The organism is Limnobaculum allomyrinae, assembly GCF_016649425.1.
Lineage (GTDB): Bacteria > Pseudomonadota > Gammaproteobacteria > Enterobacterales > Enterobacteriaceae > Limnobaculum > Limnobaculum allomyrinae.
On record NZ_JADRCR010000006.1, the window covers coordinates 110,711 to 132,208 of the forward strand.

At 44.8% G+C, this 21,498-nt stretch carries 17 protein-coding genes and 1 pseudogene; 13 read left to right on the forward strand and 5 right to left on the reverse strand.

All coding sequences use genetic code 11. The features are described from left to right. Positions 1 to 28: 28 nt before the first annotated feature. Entirely contained in the window at positions 29 to 388 is a 360-nt protein-coding gene (locus I2494_RS12505) for an MmcQ/YjbR family DNA-binding protein (RefSeq protein ID WP_218467156.1), read from the reverse strand. A gap of 248 nt (positions 389 to 636) precedes the next feature. Here I2494_RS12505 and I2494_RS12510 point away from each other — a divergent pair. After that, positions 637 to 826, forward strand: a pseudogene (locus I2494_RS12510) (IS200/IS605 family transposase); the annotation flags it as partial. Positions 827 to 886: 60 nt separating this feature from the next. On the opposite strand, the gene I2494_RS12515 reads toward I2494_RS12510, so the two are convergent. Beyond that, entirely contained in the window at positions 887 to 1,246 is a 360-nt protein-coding gene (locus I2494_RS12515; RefSeq protein WP_218467155.1) for a hypothetical protein, read from the reverse strand. 205 nt (positions 1,247 to 1,451) lie between these two features. Next, a complete protein-coding gene (gene dcuC, locus I2494_RS12520; protein ID WP_218467154.1) occupies positions 1,452 to 2,822 on the reverse strand; it encodes a C4-dicarboxylate transporter DcuC in 1,371 nt (456 codons plus the stop codon). A 309-nt stretch (positions 2,823 to 3,131) separates the two neighbouring features. On the opposite strand from dcuC, the gene I2494_RS12525 reads away from it, so the two are divergent. Next, a complete protein-coding gene (locus tag I2494_RS12525) occupies positions 3,132 to 4,019 on the forward strand; it encodes a MurR/RpiR family transcriptional regulator (protein ID WP_218467152.1) in 888 nt (295 codons plus the stop codon). Positions 4,020 to 4,068: 49 nt separating this feature from the next. Here I2494_RS12525 and I2494_RS12530 read toward each other — a convergent pair whose 3' ends face one another. Continuing rightward, positions 4,069 to 5,436 (reverse strand): class-II fumarase/aspartase family protein, encoded by a 1,368-nt coding sequence (locus I2494_RS12530; RefSeq protein ID WP_218467151.1) that lies wholly within the window; start codon positions 5,434 to 5,436, stop codon positions 4,069 to 4,071. Positions 5,437 to 5,733: 297 nt separating this feature from the next. Between I2494_RS12530 and I2494_RS12535 the strand changes: the two genes are divergently transcribed. The 11 genes from I2494_RS12535 to I2494_RS12585 all read left to right on the forward strand — a co-directional run bounded on the left by I2494_RS12535 (position 5,734) and on the right by I2494_RS12585 (position 19,679). Then, positions 5,734 to 6,177, forward strand: a complete 444-nt coding sequence (locus I2494_RS12535; protein WP_218467150.1) for a hypothetical protein — start codon at positions 5,734 to 5,736, stop codon at positions 6,175 to 6,177. Positions 6,178 to 6,818: 641 nt separating this feature from the next. Then, positions 6,819 to 8,975 carry a TonB-dependent receptor plug domain-containing protein gene (locus I2494_RS12540; protein ID WP_218467149.1) on the forward strand — a complete coding sequence of 719 codons (2,157 nt, stop codon included), beginning with the start codon at positions 6,819 to 6,821 and terminating at the stop codon, positions 8,973 to 8,975. Continuing rightward, positions 8,975 to 9,820, forward strand: coding sequence for a heme/hemin ABC transporter substrate-binding protein (locus tag I2494_RS12545; RefSeq protein WP_218467148.1), 846 nt, complete (start codon positions 8,975 to 8,977; stop codon positions 9,818 to 9,820). The genes I2494_RS12540 and I2494_RS12545 overlap by 1 nt, the downstream gene beginning before the upstream one ends. Positions 9,821 to 9,905: 85 nt before the next feature. After that, a complete protein-coding gene (gene hutW, locus I2494_RS12550; protein WP_218467147.1) occupies positions 9,906 to 11,222 on the forward strand; it encodes a heme anaerobic degradation radical SAM methyltransferase ChuW/HutW in 1,317 nt (438 codons plus the stop codon). A 29-nt stretch (positions 11,223 to 11,251) separates the two neighbouring features. Further along, complete coding sequence (hutX, locus tag I2494_RS12555; RefSeq protein WP_228350943.1) at positions 11,252 to 11,746, forward strand: heme utilization cystosolic carrier protein HutX; 495 nt, start codon at positions 11,252 to 11,254, stop codon at positions 11,744 to 11,746. Continuing rightward, a complete protein-coding gene (locus I2494_RS12560) occupies positions 11,743 to 12,375 on the forward strand; it encodes an NAD(P)H-binding protein (RefSeq protein WP_228350944.1) in 633 nt (210 codons plus the stop codon). The genes hutX and I2494_RS12560 overlap by 4 nt, the downstream gene beginning before the upstream one ends. Before the next feature lie 51 nt (positions 12,376 to 12,426). After that, the gene (locus I2494_RS12565) at positions 12,427 to 13,437 is read left to right on the forward strand and encodes a FecCD family ABC transporter permease (RefSeq protein WP_218467145.1); all 1,011 of its coding nucleotides are present in this window, start codon (positions 12,427 to 12,429) and stop codon (positions 13,435 to 13,437) included. After that, the gene (locus I2494_RS12570) at positions 13,430 to 14,200 is read left to right on the forward strand and encodes a heme ABC transporter ATP-binding protein (RefSeq protein WP_218467144.1); all 771 of its coding nucleotides are present in this window, start codon (positions 13,430 to 13,432) and stop codon (positions 14,198 to 14,200) included. The genes I2494_RS12565 and I2494_RS12570 overlap by 8 nt, the downstream gene beginning before the upstream one ends. 446 nt (positions 14,201 to 14,646) lie before the next feature. Continuing rightward, a complete protein-coding gene (locus I2494_RS12575) occupies positions 14,647 to 18,222 on the forward strand; it encodes an AAA domain-containing protein (protein WP_218467143.1) in 3,576 nt (1,191 codons plus the stop codon). Between the two features lie 53 nt (positions 18,223 to 18,275). Continuing rightward, positions 18,276 to 18,815, forward strand: coding sequence for a DUF2058 domain-containing protein (locus tag I2494_RS12580; RefSeq protein ID WP_218467142.1), 540 nt, complete (start codon positions 18,276 to 18,278; stop codon positions 18,813 to 18,815). A gap of 141 nt (positions 18,816 to 18,956) precedes the next feature. Then, positions 18,957 to 19,679 (forward strand): hypothetical protein, encoded by a 723-nt coding sequence (locus I2494_RS12585; RefSeq protein WP_218467141.1) that lies wholly within the window; start codon positions 18,957 to 18,959, stop codon positions 19,677 to 19,679. Positions 19,680 to 19,900: 221 nt separating this feature from the next. Here I2494_RS12585 and I2494_RS12590 read toward each other — a convergent pair whose 3' ends face one another. Beyond that, positions 19,901 to 21,355 (reverse strand): KAP family P-loop NTPase fold protein, encoded by a 1,455-nt coding sequence (locus I2494_RS12590; protein ID WP_218467140.1) that lies wholly within the window; start codon positions 21,353 to 21,355, stop codon positions 19,901 to 19,903. Between the last annotated feature and the right edge of the window lie 143 nt (positions 21,356 to 21,498).

The following is a 21,498-nucleotide window of genomic DNA, read 5'->3' on the forward strand; positions in this document are numbered from 1 at the left end:
GCTGCTACCTCATCACGTCTTACATCAGCTACGGCTGTATACCCAACATCTTCTGGGTTTTCTTTGGTAGCCCTTGCACAACCAGAAGATAGGAGTGATCGATGCTTTCTTCAATCATTTCCATGGATAAAGCCCCGTCCAGAAACAGGGTGTTCCACAGTCGTTTATTTAAGTAATAGCCGGGAATGATATCGGGGAAGGTTTGGCGCAAAATATCAGAACGATCCGGATCGCTTTTTAACGAGATGATGGGTCGACCGTTAAGCTCACCTAATAAAGCAAACATCTTATCGCAGACACAAACGCGGTCAGCTTCCCATTCGGCTTTATAGTCGTGTACCGCACCAAGTTTTGTCAGACAGTAAGGGATTAACGCTTTGCTATTCATTCTATTTTTCCCATTTAAGCGGATAAAGTCTGTTCCATCTTACCTAATCCAACACAATAAGAAATATGAAATATAAAAGCTTCGCATTGACCGTATGGGGCTTTGTTATATACAGAAGAACCCCAGCCTGGCTGGGGTTCCATAAAGCTTTCGGCTCTAAATCCATGATAAAAACCCCTTTGATTGGTTAAAACACCTTGAGGTCTGGTAACGGCAAAAAGTTAAACCAGAAATCAAAATGGGGCTCAATAGGGGACGAAAAGAGCGTGTTCAATACCCGATGGAACGGCAAATATCACATCGTATTTGCACCTAAATATCGGGGACAGGCTTTCTACGGGGAGAAACGTAGAGCCTATAAATATGCTTCCGGAAATCCCGCTAAAGATGACGGTGTCAGGCTTGATGGGATATCTGAAAGGAAAAAGTAGCCTGGTTTTTTTATATGAAAATATTATCTATTTTAAGCCAGAACAATAATTGGGAAACCAAAGCCATCTACTGTGGACGTTTAACATAGATGATGCGTAACAGAGTTCCCACAATAATACCGCTTAAAATTCCCAGCGGTATGAAGTAGATAGTAAGGGGGATAGCGGAAAGAGCACCTAACGCACCGGATAAAACCACAGCCAGCCAACTGGCCTTTATTTTGGGATTAATAATAAATTCCATCAGTAGACTATAGATAATCGACTGGATACCAAAAAGTATATAGCCTAATCCAAGCAGGCCGAAAATATCAGGGAGGCTGGGATAATACTCTGATGGTGAAAACAATACCGCTTCCAGAATAAAATAGCAGTTGGCAACCAGTACCGGTAATATTATCCCTAACACTAAACGGATAGCTTTCATGCTGTCTTGTCCTTGAGTCGGCATAATTTAAGTTTAGAGATCTAAACCTTCAGGCCATTATGGCTGTATATCCGGCATCTTTTGGTTTTTCCTGGATAGTCCTTGTACCACCAACAGAAATGAATGGTCAATACTTCCCTCAATTATCTCCATGAATAAAGCCCCGCATTACCGTGCGGGGCTTTATTCCGATCATATTATCTATTTAGAACAACAGATAGTTAGCCACCAGCATTGTCACGATACCGCCCAGTGCCGGAATTAGTGTTCGTCTTACAATCATAAACGGAGAGCATTCACCGGCCTTACTGACGGCAATAATGATACCTGCAACCGGAGAAATAGAACGTCCCATACCGGCCATTAACTGCATTGGCAGAATCATATACACCGCATCAGCCCCAAACTTGCTGGCGATTGACGGCGCCAGACCGGAGAAGGAGAAGAAAGCGGCAACGCCAGAACCGGTCAGTACAGCGGTAATACCGACTAATAACGTCATGACGATAGTCATGCTTGTGAAACCAAAGCCTGCGTTTTGCACTGATTCAAGCAGATAATCGATAGCGCCAATTTGCTGCATCCCTTGGGCATAGATATCGGCACAAACCAGCAGAGAGACGATACTGGTAAACATACCGCCCATGCCTTTAAAGAAGACCTGTACCCCTTTACAGCAGGCGAGGAAATCACGTTTGACGATCAGCTCACAGACAAAGGCCAGCATGGTACCGACGATCATCGCAGTAACCACATCAATTTTGATGGTATCAATCACTAACGGGCTGAATATCAGTACCAGCGCAACCGGGAAAACAGGCAGAAGGGCATAAAATGTTGGTGCTGCATCCTCTTCCTGAGAGTCTGTTTTACTGACGTTCTGAATTACTACGGTGTGACCATCTTTTTTATCATAGTATTTTGCCGTGAAAAAAATCAGGATGGATACCACCAGCATAACCGCAATAGCCACTGGCATTTGGTAATGGGCAAAATAGACAGCGGTTTCCATACCGGCATGTTTTGCTGCCAGGTTTGCCGTTCCAACCGCCGGGCCGAGATCCATAAAGGCACACAGACCGATCATGGCGGCAGCGGCGGCTTTACTCACGCCTAAACGCACCAACACCGGGAAGAAGGTAACCAATAACAACATGGCTAACCCGGCGGCGCTTGAAATCGCTACGTGCAACATCTGGGCACAAATATAGCCCAGAGCCAGAATCAGGTAAGGGGCTTTGATGATCTGCAGAGGACGGATACAAATATTGACCATGGCGTTTGACGCTTTGATATGGTCCATATAGCTGGCGAAACCACCTGCCGCCATAATGATCAAACCAATGCCGGCGACCTGAGTAGAAAGTGAACCTTTAGCAAAGGCAAAAATATCCAGCCAGGTTGAACCGGTAGTGGTCGCTTTTCCGTATAAAATGCTTTTTTCCGGATGAAGAATCACGGTCATTGTCAGTAAAGCCAGACCAGCCAGCAACAGCACGGTTTGAGGTTGGTAATTCTTAATAATTAACCATGCGGCAATGATAGTAATCGCTATGGCGATTATAAATGCAGTCATGTGGTGTATCCTTTTATTTGTTTTTCCGGGTAGAAAAACCTACTGTTTAATAACGTCGCGCTTAAGAAAATCTGGTGGCAACAAAGGGTGTTGCATGCCGGCTTGTTATGCGGCCATAGTAGAAGTAAGGCGCTGATGACTGTATGAGAAAATGCTTTTCTCACAATAAATTGTGCGCAGGATCGCATTACGCCAAAGTAGTGATAGCAACGCTTAACAGCGATATTGATGGCTTTGGTCAGAGCGAAGTTTTTTTTGGTAACATCATTCATATTGGCAAGTCTGTTGTCATGCTTCGGGGCAAAACGAATGAACAATAACAACGCGTTGACATTAGAAGACTATATTTCTCAAACAGCACAATTGCATTCACTGACAGAGTCAGAACATCGGCTGGATAGCTATATTCAGGCGCATTTTAATGAATTGCCATTTCATGGCATTGTTGATTTGGCTCGCAACGCCATGGTGAGTAAAGCAACCGTTGGGCGTTTCTTAAATAAGCTCGGGTATACGGGGTATTCAGCCTTTCGTCGGGCGCTGGAAAATACATTATCTCAACAAAAACTGATTCCACCGTTTGAACTGGCATCAAGAGCTCAGGGGAAAGTCGCTGCAACTACGGCGGATATTGTCTCTGAGTTCAATAAAAACGTGACGATGCTGTTTGAAAGCTTCAAGAACAATATTGATATTGAAAGTCTGGATGAGTTTATTGCGCTTATCCTGAATACCGAACGACATATTTATGTGATTGGGCCTTCTTCGTCTCACGCGATGGCAAAACACTTTTCGACTCTGGTGAAATATTTTCGCGATCGGGTAACCCTGCTGTCGGTTGATACCGGCGATTTACCTAAAGCCTTATTGAATATATCAAGTCAGGATGTACTGATTGTGTTTTCCTATTATCGCTTTAATCGGGTGGTGATTAGAGTAACCGAATGGTTCCGCAAAAAAGAGGCGGTAGTGGTGCTGATAACTAACTCGGAATCCAATCCTTATGGTAAATTCTGCAACCTACAGTTTGTATTGCCCAGCGATGCTCAATCAGTATTTAAAAGCCGAATCATTGGCTTCTTTTTTGTGGAGTTAGTGCTGCATCTGGCATATGAGAAAGGCGAAGGCGAGGGTAATTTCGAGCAGTTAGAAGAGCTGTTTACCTTCTTTGAAACCTTTTCACCGCTGCCAAAATAAGTGATTCTCTCGCCCCGAGGGAATATTCCCGGGGCGGGTTTTCTGTCTGTTAGCGGTTCGCGTTTCTTACCGAATCAAAAAATGCCACCGTTTCATCAATCAATGCATCATTACATCCCAGATAAGACGATGGATCGCAGGCGGCGATAATTTCTGCTTCCGTTAACGTCTCACGAATAAGGTCACAATTGAGCGCCAGTTGCTGTAGGTTTTGCGAACCATCAGCCTCTTTCAATAGCGTTTTCATGATGTTATAGCCACGATCGCGGCCAATCTTCTCTGCCAGTTTCATCGAGACCGATTCCGACATAATAAAGTTTTTGGAGGCGCTGAAGTTGTCTCTCATCTTTTGTTTATCGACCACCAAATGCGTTATCAAACGACAGGCGCGTTCAAGACTGGTAGAGAGCGTTAATGCCGATTCAGGTATCAGACTCCAGTTCAGTACGCGCATTGAAGCGGCGCGTACATCTTGTTGATCCAACAAATTGGTTGCTCCGGAGGCATAAGTCCAGCCCATGCGGGACAGCGTTTGTATCATATTGCTGGCGCGAGGGTTGGTTTTATGCGGCATAGTACTGGAACCTCCGCCCGCTTCACCTTCTCTGACTTCCGCGATGGAGGCTCGCCCCATGGTTTCAACATCATTGGCTATCCGGCATAGTGTCCCGTGCACCAGGGCGAAAAATTGTACTACCTGCACCACATTATCCTGACTGGCATTCATCATGCCAACGGGCGTGGATAGACCCAGTGTCGCCATCAGGTTTTTACGTGTTTCCATACCATGATGACCAACGGATGCCAGATTTCCTACCGCTCCACCAAACAGACCGGTAATCGCGCCGGGATAGAGGGCATCCAGACGCTGAATATGACGGCTTAATTCGCTCAAATAGCTGCTCACCTGCAATCCCCAGGTGGTCGCGGAGGCATCCATGGAGTTGGTTCTGGCTACCATCACGGTGGCTTTATGTTCCTGCGTCATGCTCTTCAGCGCATCACCCAGTGCGATAAGCTGGCTGCGTACTAATTGCAGTGTTTGCTTCATACGCATGGCCAGTGCGGAATCCAGCAGATCCTGAGTGGTACATCCCCAGTGCAGGTACTTTTTCACTAATGGTGTACCTGCATCGGTGATTTGATCTACCAGCGGTTTGATAGCCATACCAACGGAACGGGTTTCTGTCGCCAGTCGTGGCCAGTCTACGTTCAGAGAACGGCAGGTAGCCGCGATCTCTTCGGCGGCCTGCACAGGAATAATATCCAGTTCAGCCTGCACTCGGGCCACGCTGGTTTCAAACTCCAGCCAGCAACGAATGAGGTTTTCATCGGACCAAATCTGTTTCATTTCTGGCTGAGTAAACAAAGATGAATACAGTTCTGAATCAAATACTGAACTATGGCTGCCTCGCATTATTGACTCCTGTGTAGCGCTGGATGAACGATAATCCGCACATCATTGACGTTTGTTTCCGTATTAATAGCGGAAAGTCTGGTCTAATTAGCCGGTCATAAAAATGAGAATCTGAGTTTCCCTTGTTTCGCTGGCAGATTATTAATGAAAGTGTGATGGATATAACACAAGGGATTTAAGCTTGATCGGGCTGTCTGAAGGGTGAGCAATTTCGCTCTTTATGATTTGAAATCCATCAGGCAGAAAGAATAGGGTAATATGAATTTTGCTGCGATCTGTTCAATAAGGCGAACCACGATGATTAAAAAAATGAGCTGTTTATTGATGTTACTATTTGTCTGTTTTGGTGGCGTGGCACAGGCTGCCAGCTGTATCTCCATTAATGATAAAGACCAGCGTGCTTACTGTAATGCCAAACAGGGCAATGGTAGTTGTATCTCAATTAATAACGCAGATCTGAAGGCTCAATGTTATGCGGAAAAAGGGCAGGGTAGCTGTATATCGATTAAAGACAGGGAACAGCGGGCTTATTGCAATGCCAGAAAAAATAATAGTAGCTGCATAACCATTAATGATTCGGATTTAAGAGCGCAGTGCAACGCTGAGTTAAAGCAGAGCAGTTGCATAACGATTAAAGATAAGGATCAGCGAGCGTATTGCAATGCTAAAAAGGGGCAAGGTAGTTGTATTGCAATCAATAATGCCGACCTGAAAGCGCGCTGCTATGCGGAGAAGAAGTAATATCATTACCTGAATCTGAAGCGTTTACATTCAGCTATGTTTGGAACTCGTCAGGGATTTGGCCCAAAGGATTGTTGGTATGACATTCAGCTATTCAACCCGCTTTAAAAGTTCTATCAACGTGTTATTTCTGTTGTGTGTGGCGTTGCTGATACCGATCCAATTTTTCTTTATCTCGGCATTATTTATGCGCGATAAGCTTCGACCGAAATATTCATAGAAAACGCTTTGCGGCCATCGAGATTCCGGTGGCAGACATCATGATATTCACGATAGAAAATAAAGTATTGATGGTTAAAACCAGGAATGAAAACTATCGTTTTACACCCGTTGAGCTGAGTAAAGTGGATTGGCTATATCTACAGGATAATCTGTTCAATAAACGACAATATTTACAACGCATTGATTAGTCTGTTTTATTCCTGAAATTAATCCAGAACAAAAGCGATTATGCTCAGGTTATAGCCTGACATGGCTCAGTCTGAAAGTTTGATCAATATCTCAATTCCTTGATACAACCCACTAATTTTGTTGATGTAAGTCAATCATGTATTTGATTGGTACCTTTTCGTATAGACTTAATTGCAAATGCTAACGTAAACTAGAATGATAATAACAATCATTCTTATTAAGGTTTGGGCATGGCATTACACACAAGGAACGGGTACTTTTTACTCTCCTCTATAACTCTTCTGGTTATTCAAAGCGCCACAGCTGCAACACCTTCGACTTCCGGTTCATCGATTGCGGAAGAAAAAAACGAATTAGTCGTGACTGCGACGCGTTCAGAAACCTCGTTGTGGAGTAGTCCGGTAACAATTCAGGTCATTAATAGCGAACAGCTGGAAAAATCCACACGTTCATCTCTGGCTGATGAATTGCAGGATATTCCGGGTGTTGAAGTTACCGATAATGCCTTAGCGGGGCGCAAACAAATTCGTATTCGTGGAGAAGCCTCCTCACGAGTTCTGATTCTGATTGATGGACAGGAAGTGACTTATCAACGGGCGGGGCAGAACTTTGGCCCGGGTATTCTGATTGATGATTCCTCTCTGGAGCGTATCGAGGTGGTGAAAGGCCCCTATTCGGTACTCTACGGTTCGCAAGCCATTGGTGGAGTTGTGAACTTTATCACCCGTAAAGGGGGCGACAATCCGATTGGCGGTACGGTGAAAGCGGTTTATGACTCGGCCACGAAAGGCTGGCGTGAATCAGCTAACCTTCAGGGCAGCCTGGGTAACTTTGATTATCGGGTTAACGGCAGCTACGCCGATCACGGCGATCGTGACACGCCGGACGGGCGTTTACCGGATACCGGATTTGAAAATAACAGTCAGGGTGTGTGGTTAGGCTATACGCTGGATAAACATAAATTCGGCCTGTCTCTGGATCGCTACAAGTTATCCACTCAAACCTATCTGGATGATGACGCCTACCAGGAGTTCAGCGTTGCCATTCCTAAGCTGGAACGCGAGAAAGTCGGGCTATTTTATGACTTCGCAGTCGACGGCGAATATCTGAAGAGTATTCATCTTGATGGCTACACTCAGAAACTTGAGCGCGACTTTAAAAATAAAGTGAAAGTGGTGACTCCAAGCGGTAGCCCAATGATTGGTGATTTAAGCGTTGCCAATCAGACCCGTACTGAAGATGAACAGAAAACTTACGGTATGACATTACAGTCAAACTTTTCACTTTCTGAGAATAACAGTCTGGTGTTAGGGGCACAGTATCAGCAGGATAAAGTCACGCAGGAATCGGTGGGTAAAACCGAATCCAGCAGCTCCAGAGGTTTCCCTGCGGCGGTAAACTACACCAAAAATACTCAGGCTAACAGCAAGTCGGAACAAACCAACTGGTCGATATTTGGGCAAGATGAATGGAAGCTGAGCGACAACTGGACATGGACGCTGGGCGCCCGTCAATACTGGCTGGAGTCGGAATTAAAAAGCGGCAATGAAAGCGCCTCTCATACCATTTCAGGCAACAGCTTTACCACTCTGGATAGCCGTTCTGTCAGTGATAGCGCCTTTGTTACCTCAACCAGCCTGCGCTACTCCGGTTTTGATAATACTGAATTAAGAATGGCATTTGCTCAGGGCTATGTATTTCCTACCGTTGCCCAGCTGTTTATGGATACCTCTGCCGGTGGCGGCATGACCTACGGCAATCAAAATCTGGATGCCGAGCACTCCAATAACGTCGAAGTTGGCGCTCGTTATAACGGCAATATGTGGTATGTGGATGGCGCAATCTATTATTCAGAAGCCAAAGACTATATCGCTTCTATCGCTTGTTCAGGCCAAAGTATTTGTAAGGGCAATACCAGTTCAGCCCGTGCGGATTACTACTATTACGATAACGTCGATCGAGCCAAAACTTACGGTATGGAATTGTCCGCCGAGTATAACGGCTGGTCGGTTTCTCCGTATGCCAGCGGTAATATCCTGCGCCGTCAGTTCATCGGTCAGGATATGAAAACCTGGGATACCGGTGAACCCAGCGTGACCGGACGTTTTGGCGTTAAGCATCTGTTCTCTTTAAGCGCACTGGATCTGACCTCCGATCTGTATATTCGCGCGGCGTCAAAAGCCACCGACAATACCGGTTCCACCACTCAGAAATACCCGGGTTGGGCAACGCTCAATCTGGCGTTTAACAGTGAGTTTGGTTCTGAAAATCAATATCAGGTAAATCTTGAGCTGAATAACCTCACCGATAAGCGCTATCAAACCGCTCATGAATCTATTCCGGCAGCGGGAATTAATGCCGCCGTCGGCCTGACGTGGAAATTCTGATGATGAAAATCAAACGACTGATGACCGGTATTCTTGCGCTGTTCCTTTGTGGTCAGACTGTCGCAGAGGAAAAACTGGTGATAGCGGGAGGCTCTCTGTCCGAACTGGTCTATGCCATTGGTGCAGGTAATCAAGTGGTTGGCGTTGATCAGACCACGTTTTATCCGCCAGAGACGAATCAATTGCCACAAATAGGTTACTGGAAACAACTGAACGTGGAGGGAATTCTTTCTCTGCGACCAACGACCTTTATCACCTGGGAAGATGCCGGGCCAAAACTGGTGATGGAGCAGTTATCAAAGCATCAGGTCAAGGTTCTGACTCTGCCGCGTACCCCTGCCACCATCGAACGTATGTATCAGAATATTCGTACTTTATCTAAAGCGTTACAGCACTCAGAACAGGGTGAAGCGCTGATTAACGGCATTCAAACCCGCCTGGATGCCGTTGCTAACAGTAACGCACAACAAAAACAGCCGGTTCGGGTGATGTTTTTACTCTCCGTTGGTGGTAACTCACCTCAGGTTGCCGGCGCAGGGAGTGTAGCTGAAGCGGTGCTGAAACTGGCGGGGGGCAGCAATGTGGCTACTCACGAACAGTACAAGTCTTACAGCGGTGAGGCCATTATTGCCGCAAATCCTGACGTTATTGTGGTCACTTCCCAGAGCATGTCATCAGAAGCTCAAAGAAAACAGCTCGGTAACATAGCGGGAATTAACCGCACCGCAGCATGGAAAAACCAGCGCATTATCGAAGTGGATCAATCGCTGATTCTGGGAATGGGGCCGCGGGTGGTTGAGGCGGTAGAACAGCTACATCAACAGCTGTACCCCAATAGCCCATAGCTTTTTATTTCCGCTGGTGACGGGTTAGTCAGTATTAACTAACCCGTCACCAGTACAACTTAAAATAACCGTGAAAGACGCTACAATGAAATTGCCACAGCCGGATTTTACTCCTCATTTCGCCCTACCGGGTTCTCAACCCTTTCGCGATCGCCGTGCCATGATGCCCTGGCGCAGCGCGATGCCCGTTCCAAAGGAACAGCAGGCGGCCGCCTGGAATGCGCTGGTGAATACCATTACACCACCACGTAAACGGCTGATTTATCTTCATATCCCGTTTTGTGCCACCCACTGTAGCTTCTGTGGCTTTTATCAAAATCTATACGATGAAGATAGCTGCACCCACTATACCGATGCGCTATTGCGTGAAATTGAGATGGAAGCGGACAGCCCTCTGCATCAATCGGCACCGATACATGCAATCTATTTTGGTGGCGGTACGCCATCGGCACTGGCGGCTAAAGATATAGCACGCATTATCACAACTCTGCGTCAGTGCCTGCCGCTGGCACCGGACTGCGAAATTACCATTGAGGGGCGAGTGCTTAATTTTGATGATGAGCGCATTGATGCCTGTCTGGATGCGGGGGCAAATCGCTTCTCCATCGGTATTCAAACCTTTAACAGTGAAATTCGTAAACGCATGGCGCGTACCTCCGATGGCCCGGAAGCCAGACGGTTTATGGAAGGCCTGTGCCGACGTGATCGCGCTGCGGTGGTATGTGATTTGCTGTTTGGTTTACCGGGACAGGATACGCAAAGCTGGGCGGAAGATTTAGCCACAGTACGTGATATCGGCCTTGATGGCGTCGATCTGTATGCCTTAAACCTGCTGCCAAATACCACTTTAGGCAAAGCAGTAGAGAACAATCGCATCACGGTGCCAACGCCGGCAGAGCGACGTGATTTCTACCTTCAGGGCTGTGATTTCATGGATCAGAATGGCTGGCACAGCATCAGTAACAGCCACTGGGGGCGTACCACCCGGGAACGAAATCTGTATAACCTGCTGATAAAACGTGGAGCAGATTGTCTGGCCTTTGGTTCCGGCGGCGGTGGCTCGGTGAATGGTCACTCCTGGATGGTAGAACGTAATCTCGATAACTATTTTCAGGGGATCTCAAACGGTGCCAAGCCATTAATGATGATGACGCAAAGCGCTGACAGCCAATATCAATGGCGGCACGACCTGCAGGCCGGAATTGAAGTGGGACGAGTGCCGCTGGACTCCCTGACACCCCATGCTGACGTTTTATTACCGTTGCTGGAACAGTGGCATCAGTCCGGCCTGTCGTTGGATAGCTCCACCTGCCTGCGTCTGACCAATGAAGGTCGGTTCTGGGCAAGTAACTTACTGCAATCTTTGCAGGAACTGATTTTAGAACTTAACGCGAAGCAATAATTGACTGGCAATATCAATAAGGAATGAGCATGAACGCTGAATTACATGAACTAATGAAAACCAATCCCGATGGCACGCTGGAAGCTATCGCAGGCCAATTTAATACTACGCTGCTGGAGGTGATTAAACACTTACCGGTGCGTACGCTGGTGGGCGGAGATCAGTTTGATACCCTGTGGGATGCTGCCGTTGAGTGGGGCAACGTGACCACACTGGTGCATACCTCCGATGTGATTCTGGAGTTTACCGGTGAACTGCCATCGGGTTTCCATCGCCATGGTTACTTCAACCTGCGCGGTAAGCAGGGGATGACCGGGCACATCAAAGCGGAAAACTGCAAACATATCGCGCTGATTGAGCGCCAGTTTATGGGCATGGATACCGCCTCAATTCTGTTCCTGAACGAGGCTGGCAGCGCGATGTTTAAAATTTTCCTCGGTCGTGATGAGCATCGCCAACTGCTGGCTGATCAAGTGGTGGCATTTCGTGCGCTGGCCGCCCGGCTAGAGAAGGTGCCAGCGTGAAGCCTTGGTTAATTTTTGGTGCCGGTGGTCATGGTGTAGGCGCTGGCGTACTTGAGCTGGCGCTTGCTGAGGGGCGTTCGGTAGTGGCGTTAGTGCGTAAGCCAGATGCAGCCCAACGCCTGCGAAATTTGGGCGTAACGGTTATCGAAGGGGATGCCAGCGATCCGTATGCCGTTGAGCAAGCCTGTCAGACTGCCGGTGAATCTGCGGCGATTATCTCCACCCTTGGTGGAGCACAGGACTATCTGGCCCATCGCATTATTGTCGATACCGCCGAAAAATGTGGATTGTCACAAATGGTGATGGTGACGTCATTAGGCTGTGGCGATAGCTGGCCTACGTTGTCCCAACGAGCAAGAGCTGCGTTCGGACAGGCGGTACGTGAGAAATCATTAGCTGAAATCTGGTTACAGACCAGCACGTTGGATTTTGCCATTGTGCGCCCCGGCGGCTTACTGAATGGTACTGCAACTGGTCTGGCTCAGCTTTATCAGCATCAGGAAGTTCATGGTTTTGTCTACCGCAGGGATGTGGCGAGAGTGGTTCAACAGCTGTTGGCGGAGGCTTCTCTGAACAACCAGATCTACAGTTTAGTGCAACCTGAGTTAACGCCGGCAGCCAATAAATAAAATACCGCGCCGTAATGGCGCGAAACGTCTTGTATGTCATGGAGATATTGAGTGATGAATTATTCACTCTCTTCTCCCCGGTTTTTCTGGGGATTGGTGGTTTTTCTTATTGTATTAACACTGTGTGCAACCAATCTGGGGGCGATAAACCTGACGTTTTCGGCATTATGGGATGCGGAGTTAAAGGCGTATTACCGGGATATTTGGCTAAATATCCGTTTACCCAGAGTGCTGCTGGCGGTGTTAGTTGGTTCTGCATTGGCGATGGCCGGCGTTGTGATGCAGGGGTTATTCCGTAATCCTATGGCTGACCCCGGACTGTTGGGGGTCAGCAGCGGTTCAGCGTTGATGGTGGGCATCACTATTGTATTTCCGGTGGCATTACCGGCGGCACTGGTACTGTATGAGCAGATGTTTTTTGCCGTTATTGGCAGTTTTCTTATCTGTCTGGTGATTTTCTTTCTGAGCGGAGACGCCGGTCAGAATGGCATGATGTATCTGCTATTAGCCGGGATTGCCATCAATGCTCTGTGCGGTGCATCCATTGGCGTATTGAGCTATATCGGCGATGAACAACAACTGCGCCAACTAACGTTGTGGATGATGGGAAGTCTGGGGCAGGCTCAGTGGTCAACTCTGGCGATTGCTGCGTCATTGGCCATCCCTGCCATGGCGTTGACCTGGTATAACGCGCATAGCCTGAACCTGTTGCAATTAGGGGATGAAGAAGCCCATTACTTAGGATTAAACGTAAAACGCAAACGGCAGGTTCTGCTGATCCTTTGTTCATTACTGGTTGGTTCTACCGTCGCAGTAAGCGGCATTATTGGATTTATTGGTTTAGTCATTCCTCACCTGATTCGCATGACCATTGGTGCCAATCACCGTTGGCTGTTGCCGTGTTCAGCCCTGGGCGGAGCCTGCTTACTGTTGCTGGCGGATACGCTGGCACGCACCGTGGTACAACCGGCTGAAATGCCGGTGGGTTTGCTCACCAGTCTGATAGGCGGCCCCTATTTCTTATGGCTAATTATACGCACCCGGAGGTCGACAGGTGATTGAAGCTCAGAATCTGGTGTATAGCGTTCACCATCGTAAACTCACGGATAACGTTTCATTGACCCTGCCGGGAGGTGAGATTGTGGCGATCCTTGGCCCTAACGGCGCGGGTAAATCAACGTTATTGCGGCAGTTGACCGGTTATCTGCAACCGACCTCGGGGCAATGTTTGCTGTTTGGTAAACCATTAAATCAGTGGTCAGTGAAAGAACTGGCAAAGGCGCGGGCAGTGATGCGACAAAACTCCGGTATGGCCTTTCCTTTTAGCGTGAAGGAAGTAATTGAAATGGGTTTCCACACCCGGAAAGACCCGGCGCGAGACGATTCACTGGCGCAAATTATGGCACTCTGTTCCTGTGAAAACCTGGCAAAGCGCAACTATTGTCACCTTTCCGGCGGTGAACAACAGCGGGTACATCTGGCGCGTTTACTGGCACAGCTGTGGCAAAATCGGGATAAACCCAAGTGGTTATTTCTGGATGAGCCCACCTCTGCACTGGATGTGCATTATCAGCAACAGCTGTTTCGATTGTTGAAAAAACTGGTGAAAGAGGACAATTTTAACGTCTGCTGTGTATTGCACGATTTGAATCTGGCCTCCCTGTACGCCGACCGTATGATCCTGCTGGATCAGGGGCGGATTATTGCCAACGGCACCCCGGACGAAGTGCTAAACGAATCAATGCTAAGTGAGCTGTATCATGCAGATTTACGGGTGTCGACGCATCCGGAGGCCTGTGCGCCGCTGGTATTTTTGCGCAGTTAGCTACGAATTAGATGATGATGCTACTCTTGTGACAGAAATCGGTATGGTTTGCGGTTTGTTCCGCTAATAATTACGCGAATAAATTAAATTATGAAAAATTTTCATGAGCCATTTATAAACACAAAATGGAGTCAGAAAATATTAAGATTACTCTTATAGGATAAGAGAGGATTGATGGCTTTTATTTCATTGACTCCAAAGCGTATTAATTAATGCCGAAATTAATTATTCGCTGGATAAGAAATTAAAAATCACTATGCAAATATACAATTAAGTCTTTTCACTCTGTTATTGTAACGGGCAATAAATATTGCGTCATACACTGCCTGTTATCTGATTCATTCCTGCCATAAAGATTGATATTAGAATGCCAGGCTGTTGGCCTCATATTAAAATCAAACATATGGCACTTCTGTAGAAGAAAACCAGAGCAAGGGATGACAGGCATGAATTCAACCAAAACAGGGCAATGGTTGCGGTATTGGCGTAATTCTTTAGCGGACGCTGAAAGTGGTAAAGGTGCATTAACGTCAAAAGAACTTCGTACCTATTTATCTGTCCCTGTTGATTCATTGAAAAATGGTTATCTGGATAAAGACAGCGATGTACTTGAATCGCTGTTTAAGAATGAAGCCGAAAATGTATCGTTGGTTAAAGTGGTATACCGGCCGACGGCTTATAAACTTAAGTTTGAACATGGGAAAAAATATACCGGTTCTTTTCCTGAGATTGTGACCCCGGTTATTTGTATTTTTTGGGTGAGCCGTAATGGCTTTTTCTTGCCTGAATCAGCACCGGTTATTCCTCGCGATCTCTTATCTCCACAGCATGATGACAAATTAACCCTTTCATCCGTCAAAGAGATGGATAACTTCCTGGATCAACATGAGCTGTTAGTTTTCTCTGAGCAAGAGGCAATAGCGTTATTTAAAAGTGCGCAAAGTCATGAGGAACTGGCGTCATATTGGGCTCAGTACCACCATTTTACTCGTTGCCTGTTTATTCAGTTATGCCATGACTTTGTGCTCCGGGAGCGTTATGAAAATAAGAAAGGAAAGGGGTATTTACTTAGGTGTGATGATGTCAGCAACGGGACTCGCAATATCCTAAAACTATTTGACTGGCTGGATAGTAATCAGGAACCCATACCGCTGATAGAAAATTATGCCCGGGGTTACTGTACAACGTATCAACCTTGCATTGACTCGTTAGCGTCTCTGGCTGCACGCAGTGGCCATTCAAACTCAAAATTTCCTCTGGCAGATGCCCAGCGTGATGCGTTAGCTCAGGTGCTAACGATGTCCGAGGGGGAAATATTGGCAGTTAATGGCCCGCCGGGAACAGGGAAAACCACCTTTGTTTTATCAGTGGTAGCGTCGATGTGGGTTGATGCGGCGCTGAAAGAGCAAGAACCTCCTCTTATCATTGCCGCCTCGACCAACAATCAGGCGGTAACCAATATTATTGAGGCGTTTGGTAAAGACTTTGAGGAGAATAGCGATCGGTTTAGCGGGCGCTGGTTACCCGATGTTAACAGCTATGGTGGTTATTTTCCGGCTTCCAGTCTGGAGAGTGGAGCAGCAAAATATTATCAAACGGCAGCTTTTTATCGTTCGTTAGAAGATCCGGAATATATTGATCGGGCGGAGTCAGCGTTTTTAACCAGAGCTCAAACGGTATTTAACGATAGTTCGCTGGATACTGTTCTTAAAGTCAAACAGCGTTTGTACGCTGAACTCAGTCACCATCATCAACAGTTTGATGCAATACATCATGACTGGCAGGCGGTGAAGTGCGCTGAAAAGAGCTGTTATCAAGCGATGGGAGACGATGCAGAATTAGCCAAAGCGACAAAGCAGTCTGAATTAGCGGCATTGCAGCAGGCGCTTTCTCTGATCGCTCAGGATGTTTTGCAGTGGAAACAATTTTGTGCCGATGAGTCGATATTACTGACACTGCTAAATGTAGTACCGCCAATCGCCAAAAAACGTCAGCTCCGGCGTGAGATTTTTATTGAGCAGCATTTTAGTGCCACCACTCGCCATATTGTTAACGTTGAGGGCGACGGCAATCCTGAAACCGCGTTATCCCAATGGATTGACACTCAACAGCAAGCCATAACTCAAACTGAATCAGTGCTAGAGAACTGGAATAGATTGCTGGAAGAGAAAAGCATAGCCCAGCAGCGCTGGTTAAGTCGTGCATCAATATTTATTGCAGCCCCGGAAGCGATTCAAACGTTGGATCAACTGGATAAAGCGCTGGATACCTCATTGCGTTTTAAATTATTCCAGCTTGCAGTGCATTATTGGGAAGCGCGCTGGTTGCTTGATTGCAGAGCTCAGGAAGATGAACTACTAAAACCGGGGCCATCCGGTAAAGAAAAGACAGGACTAAAATTTGTTCGCCCTCGCTGGTATCGGCGAATGAAAATTACGCCCTGTATTGTATCTACGCTTCATTCTCTGCCGGGGCATATGAAGTATCGGATATTTGAGGCCGATAGCTATTTAATTAATGAGATCGACCTGCTGATTATTGATGAGGCGGGGCAGGTTTCCCCTGACACCGCAGCGGCATCTTTTGCGCTGGCAAAGCGCGCACTGGTTATTGGCGATGTACATCAAATCAAACCGGTGAGTAGTCAATCGCAAGCGGTTGATGTGGGTAACATGATGCAACACCGGCTGTTATCTCATCGGGACGAATATCCGGAGATTCGCCAGCTGGGGCGCTCGGTTGTGGATGGTAGCGTGATGCGAATTGCACAATCTGCCAGTCGGTATCGTTACTTAGATGAAACCGAACCGGGGATGTTTCTCCGGGAACATCGGCGTTGTTTTGATGAGATTATCTCTTTCTGTAACGATCTTTGTTATCAAGGTTTACTTCTTCCCAAGCGAGGAAGATACGATGCATTAAACGATAACAAACTTATATTGCCTGCTTTTGGTTATTTGCATATTGATGGCATGGCTGAATCGCCTATGGGTGGAAGTCGTATTAATCGACTTGAAGCCGCGACCATTGCCAGCTGGCTGGCTGAAAAACGTACCGAGTTAGAGGCGGCTTATCAGTCTAAGTTAGAAGACATTGTTGGTGTTATTACGCCTTTTAAAGCTCAGGAAAGATTGATTGCTGAACTGTGCGAAGCCCAGGGCATTAAAATGGGCCGTGGTGAAGGGGAAATGACGGTTGGAACGGTACATGCGCTACAGGGTGCAGAAAGAAAAGTAGTGATTTTTTCTGCTGTCTATTCCCGCCATAACGATGGTGGCTTTATTGACGGCGACCCCTCTATGTTGAATGTCGCGGTATCCCGGGCGAAAGACAGCTTTCTGGTGTTTGGCGATATGGATGTTATTTCTTCAGCAGGTAAAAGTACCCCGAGGCATATGCTGGGGAAATATCTGTTTAGCCGTGAAGAGAATGAACTGAGTTTTTCTATTGGCTCCCGCCCTGACTTAATGAAGTTATGTCCGAAACCCAAATTAATAAATGGCTCTGAAGAGCACGATCCGTTTTTCCTGAATCTATTGAGTATCGTGCAAAAGCGCGTGGATATGGTATCGCCGTGGCTTATTCTTTCCCGCCTGGTCGATTCCGGATTCCTGAAACATATGCAGGCCGCGGCCGCACGAGGCATTGAGGTAAATATTTATACTGACTATTACTTTAATGCTTTCGATAACAATCAATACCATGCTGAAAAAGATCAAACATTTAAGCAGTGTTGTGAAGCATTGCGTAATAACGGGGTTCAGGTTTATGTCATGAATCGGGTACATAGCAAGATAGTGATGGCTGATGAGCAGGTGATGTGTGTTGGCTCTTACAACTGGGGGAGCGCGGTACGTGAAGGCCGGTATAAAAATATGGAAACCTCTATGTTGTATAGCGGGAATTTAAAACCGGAGATCCAGATACAACTTGAGGCGTTGCAGGCGCGGGTCAGGAAGGCTTATGGGGTGAAGAAAGTGACGGGTGCGGGTCGGACGGTGGTGGAAGAGGGGGTGATGTAGGGGGTAGTTACAGGTATAATCCCACAAATTTTTCAATTGGTTTAGAAACGAAAATGACAAAACTCACCTTACAAGAGCAGCTGTTAAAAGCAGGATTAGTAAACAGCAAAAAGATGGCCAAAGTTCAGCGAACGGCTAAAAAATCACGGGTTCAGGCGCGTGAGGCAAGAGAAGCGGTAGAAGAAAATAAAAAAGCACAGCTTGAACGTGATAAGCAGTTAAGCGAACAACAAAAACAGGTTGCATTATCCAAAGAGTATAAAGCTCAGGTGAAACAGCTTATTGAAATGAACAGAATCAACATTTCAAAAGGCGATATTGATTTTAACTTCACCGATGACAATTTAATTAAAAGAGTGACGGTGGATAAGCTGACTCAGGCGCAGCTGATTAGCGGTCGTCTGGCGATTGCGCGGTTGGTGGTTGATGGTAATGGTGAGAATCAATATGCGATTATTCCTGCGAGTGTGGCGGATAAAATTGCGCAGCGGGATGCGGATAGTATTGTTTTGAATAGTGCGCTGAGTCAGGAAGAGCTGGATGAGGAAGATCCGTATGCTGACTTTAAGGTGCCGGATGATTTGATGTGGTGATTTTGGGTTTGTTGGTAGTTGGTTTATTGAGAGATACGAGGGATTATTTTGGACAGTTCTCATCATCTTTGCTATCAGCCTTAGGTGTTGAGAACTGTGCTTTGGCTGATATTACCTCTACAGTATACGAAAGGATAACTCGTGAAAAGAACAGTAGAAATAACAAAAAATAGTTTCTTTGAAATATTTTCGGATGCAATAACTCTTTACGAACTATCGGCAGCAGAGCAAAAACCTCACATCAAAAATATCCTTGCAAAGTCCAGCTTACTTTCAATTAATTACGCACTTGAAGCTGCTGCAAATTCATTCTTATCATCTATTGAAGTCACGCAAAAACTAAAAAGTCAATTTGACAGATTCTCGACCCTTGATAAATTTGATTTTACGCTTCAGTGGCATAAAGAAACATCACTTCCCCGTGGCGTCATTCAAACGCAAATAATCAAAGAGTTAATAGATCAACGTAATGCCCTTGTACATCCAAAGGTGACATCAATAATGGATGTCATAGAAACCACATCGGGTGAAGACAAGCTAGCTTATCTACACCAATCTACTAGTGATCCCGAGTCACCAAAAAGTAAACTATCAAATATATCCCTTGTCCCTGAAAGATATACTGATAAGGATGCCCTTATTGCATTAAAGGCTCTTGTAAATTTTTTAAATAGCTATGTTAATGATTGGTGGGGTATTGATTTGGAAACATCAGCCATTTTGCTAATGCCATCGTGGAACGGTTCAATTCAAGCCAAACCAATATTGTATGAAAGAAATTCACTAGAAACAGTTCTAAGACATGACCATCATCTTGAGATAAAATTCCTCGGGTTACATGGCATATTTGAACAGTTCGCATAATAGCGGATCAAATTACACATACTGTTAACTAAATACTAAACTCCGCAATTTAATCATGTATTAACATCAATTTCTCGCATTGTAGTTTTGATGTGTTGACTAGTCGTTTAAATAATTAGGAATATATAAGAGATAAATTTATTTTTGTGGCGATTAATTTTTTATGAATAATCGCCATTAATTATTATAGAATAACTTTGAGTGAAAATTTAAGATCTAAATTATGATAAATTACCAGCTAGTTCAACTATTTTTTTATAATCTGGCCATAGCCAATACTTTATAATATTTTCATCACTATTTCTTTTTTGTTCTATTTTAAGGGTAATTGTTGCTAATAATTGTGTGAATTCAGATGAGTTGTTTTTATTTGAGTATCTCATGATTCCTGAATAACTAAGATATTCATTTTTTATATATTCGCCACCGAATCCATCTTGGTGTTTTTTTTCATATAGTATAGAAGACATTAAAGAAACTTCAACTAGTTCATTGAAAGTACTTTTATTCAAAAAATGAATCTCCTGAGAAAAAGCATAAGTGTGAGCTTCATTATTACAGCGTTTAAAAAATTGTGGATAGTCTTTATCGAACTCAATTAAGGCTACTAATAAGGAGATAATATTAATATATTGATGTCTTGCGGAGATTTCTTTTTCTCTTATTGCTGTGCGTAAACAAGAAAATAGTTTATTGATTAATTGATCTATATCTCTAATCTTTAGTTCATAAGCAAGAGCTATGGATTTTATATATTCATTGAATCCATTATTCTTTTCATTTTTTATTTTGGGATATAAATCTAAACTGTCATAATGTGTAAAATCTAAATCTAATGCATCTAAATAACATTCTATATCAGGTGAAGGTAAATTAGCTCTTCTATCAAAGAAGCGTTTTAAATATTGCTTTGAGTCAAAGTTATCTCCATAGATAGCTGTAATTGAATGGTACAGTTGTGTTGTGTCAGTCGCGATAACGAATACAAAATTATCAGTTTTAAAGAAGTGTTTAATTACCTCAAGCATTTCAATAGCATAAGTTGGACGACAGCGATCTAATTCATCGATTAAAACGATTACAGGTAATTTGGCTTCAAAATCCTTTTCAAGAATCAAAGCTAATTCATTTAATTTGCTACGAATATTTTTAATGGCTTCTGTTTGTTCTTGGTATTCACTGGTCAATTTATCAATATATTTTTCGGGAGTATCTTCAATCATTGTTTTAGCAAACTCTATTCCAATGCTTGAATCATTTACCATTTTTTCTGCTAAAAAAGCTGATGTTGCAATGGCTGTTCCCTTTAAAAATTTTCCACAGAATTTCTTAATATTTTTTATTGCGTTTGTGTTGGATATATTTTTATTGAATGCTTCTAATTGATAAAGTAATTCACTTGTGACAACGGTAAGAGGACTTTTTGAAAAATCACTTTCCCATGCATCAATGTAAATAACAGGATGTTGCCTTTGAAGTAATTCACTATATATTCTTTTTAGAAACTCAGTTTTACCTGAACCCCATGCCCCATCAAGATTTAGAACGAATCCATCATATTCACCAGTAATATAATCAGCTATGAATTCCCCATATATTTTTCTATTCAGTTTACAGTTATTAAAATTAAATTCTTCCAACCAGGTTGCATGTTTTGCATTTTCGATATTAAGCATCAATATATCTCTCCATGAAATAAAATACAGATTGAAATATAGAATAATTGACAGGAGCTTATCTTCTTAGTTGACTGATTACCATAGGTTTTTTAATTTAATAAGTATATTCTCAAATATTTGCGAACCATCCCCACATTTTA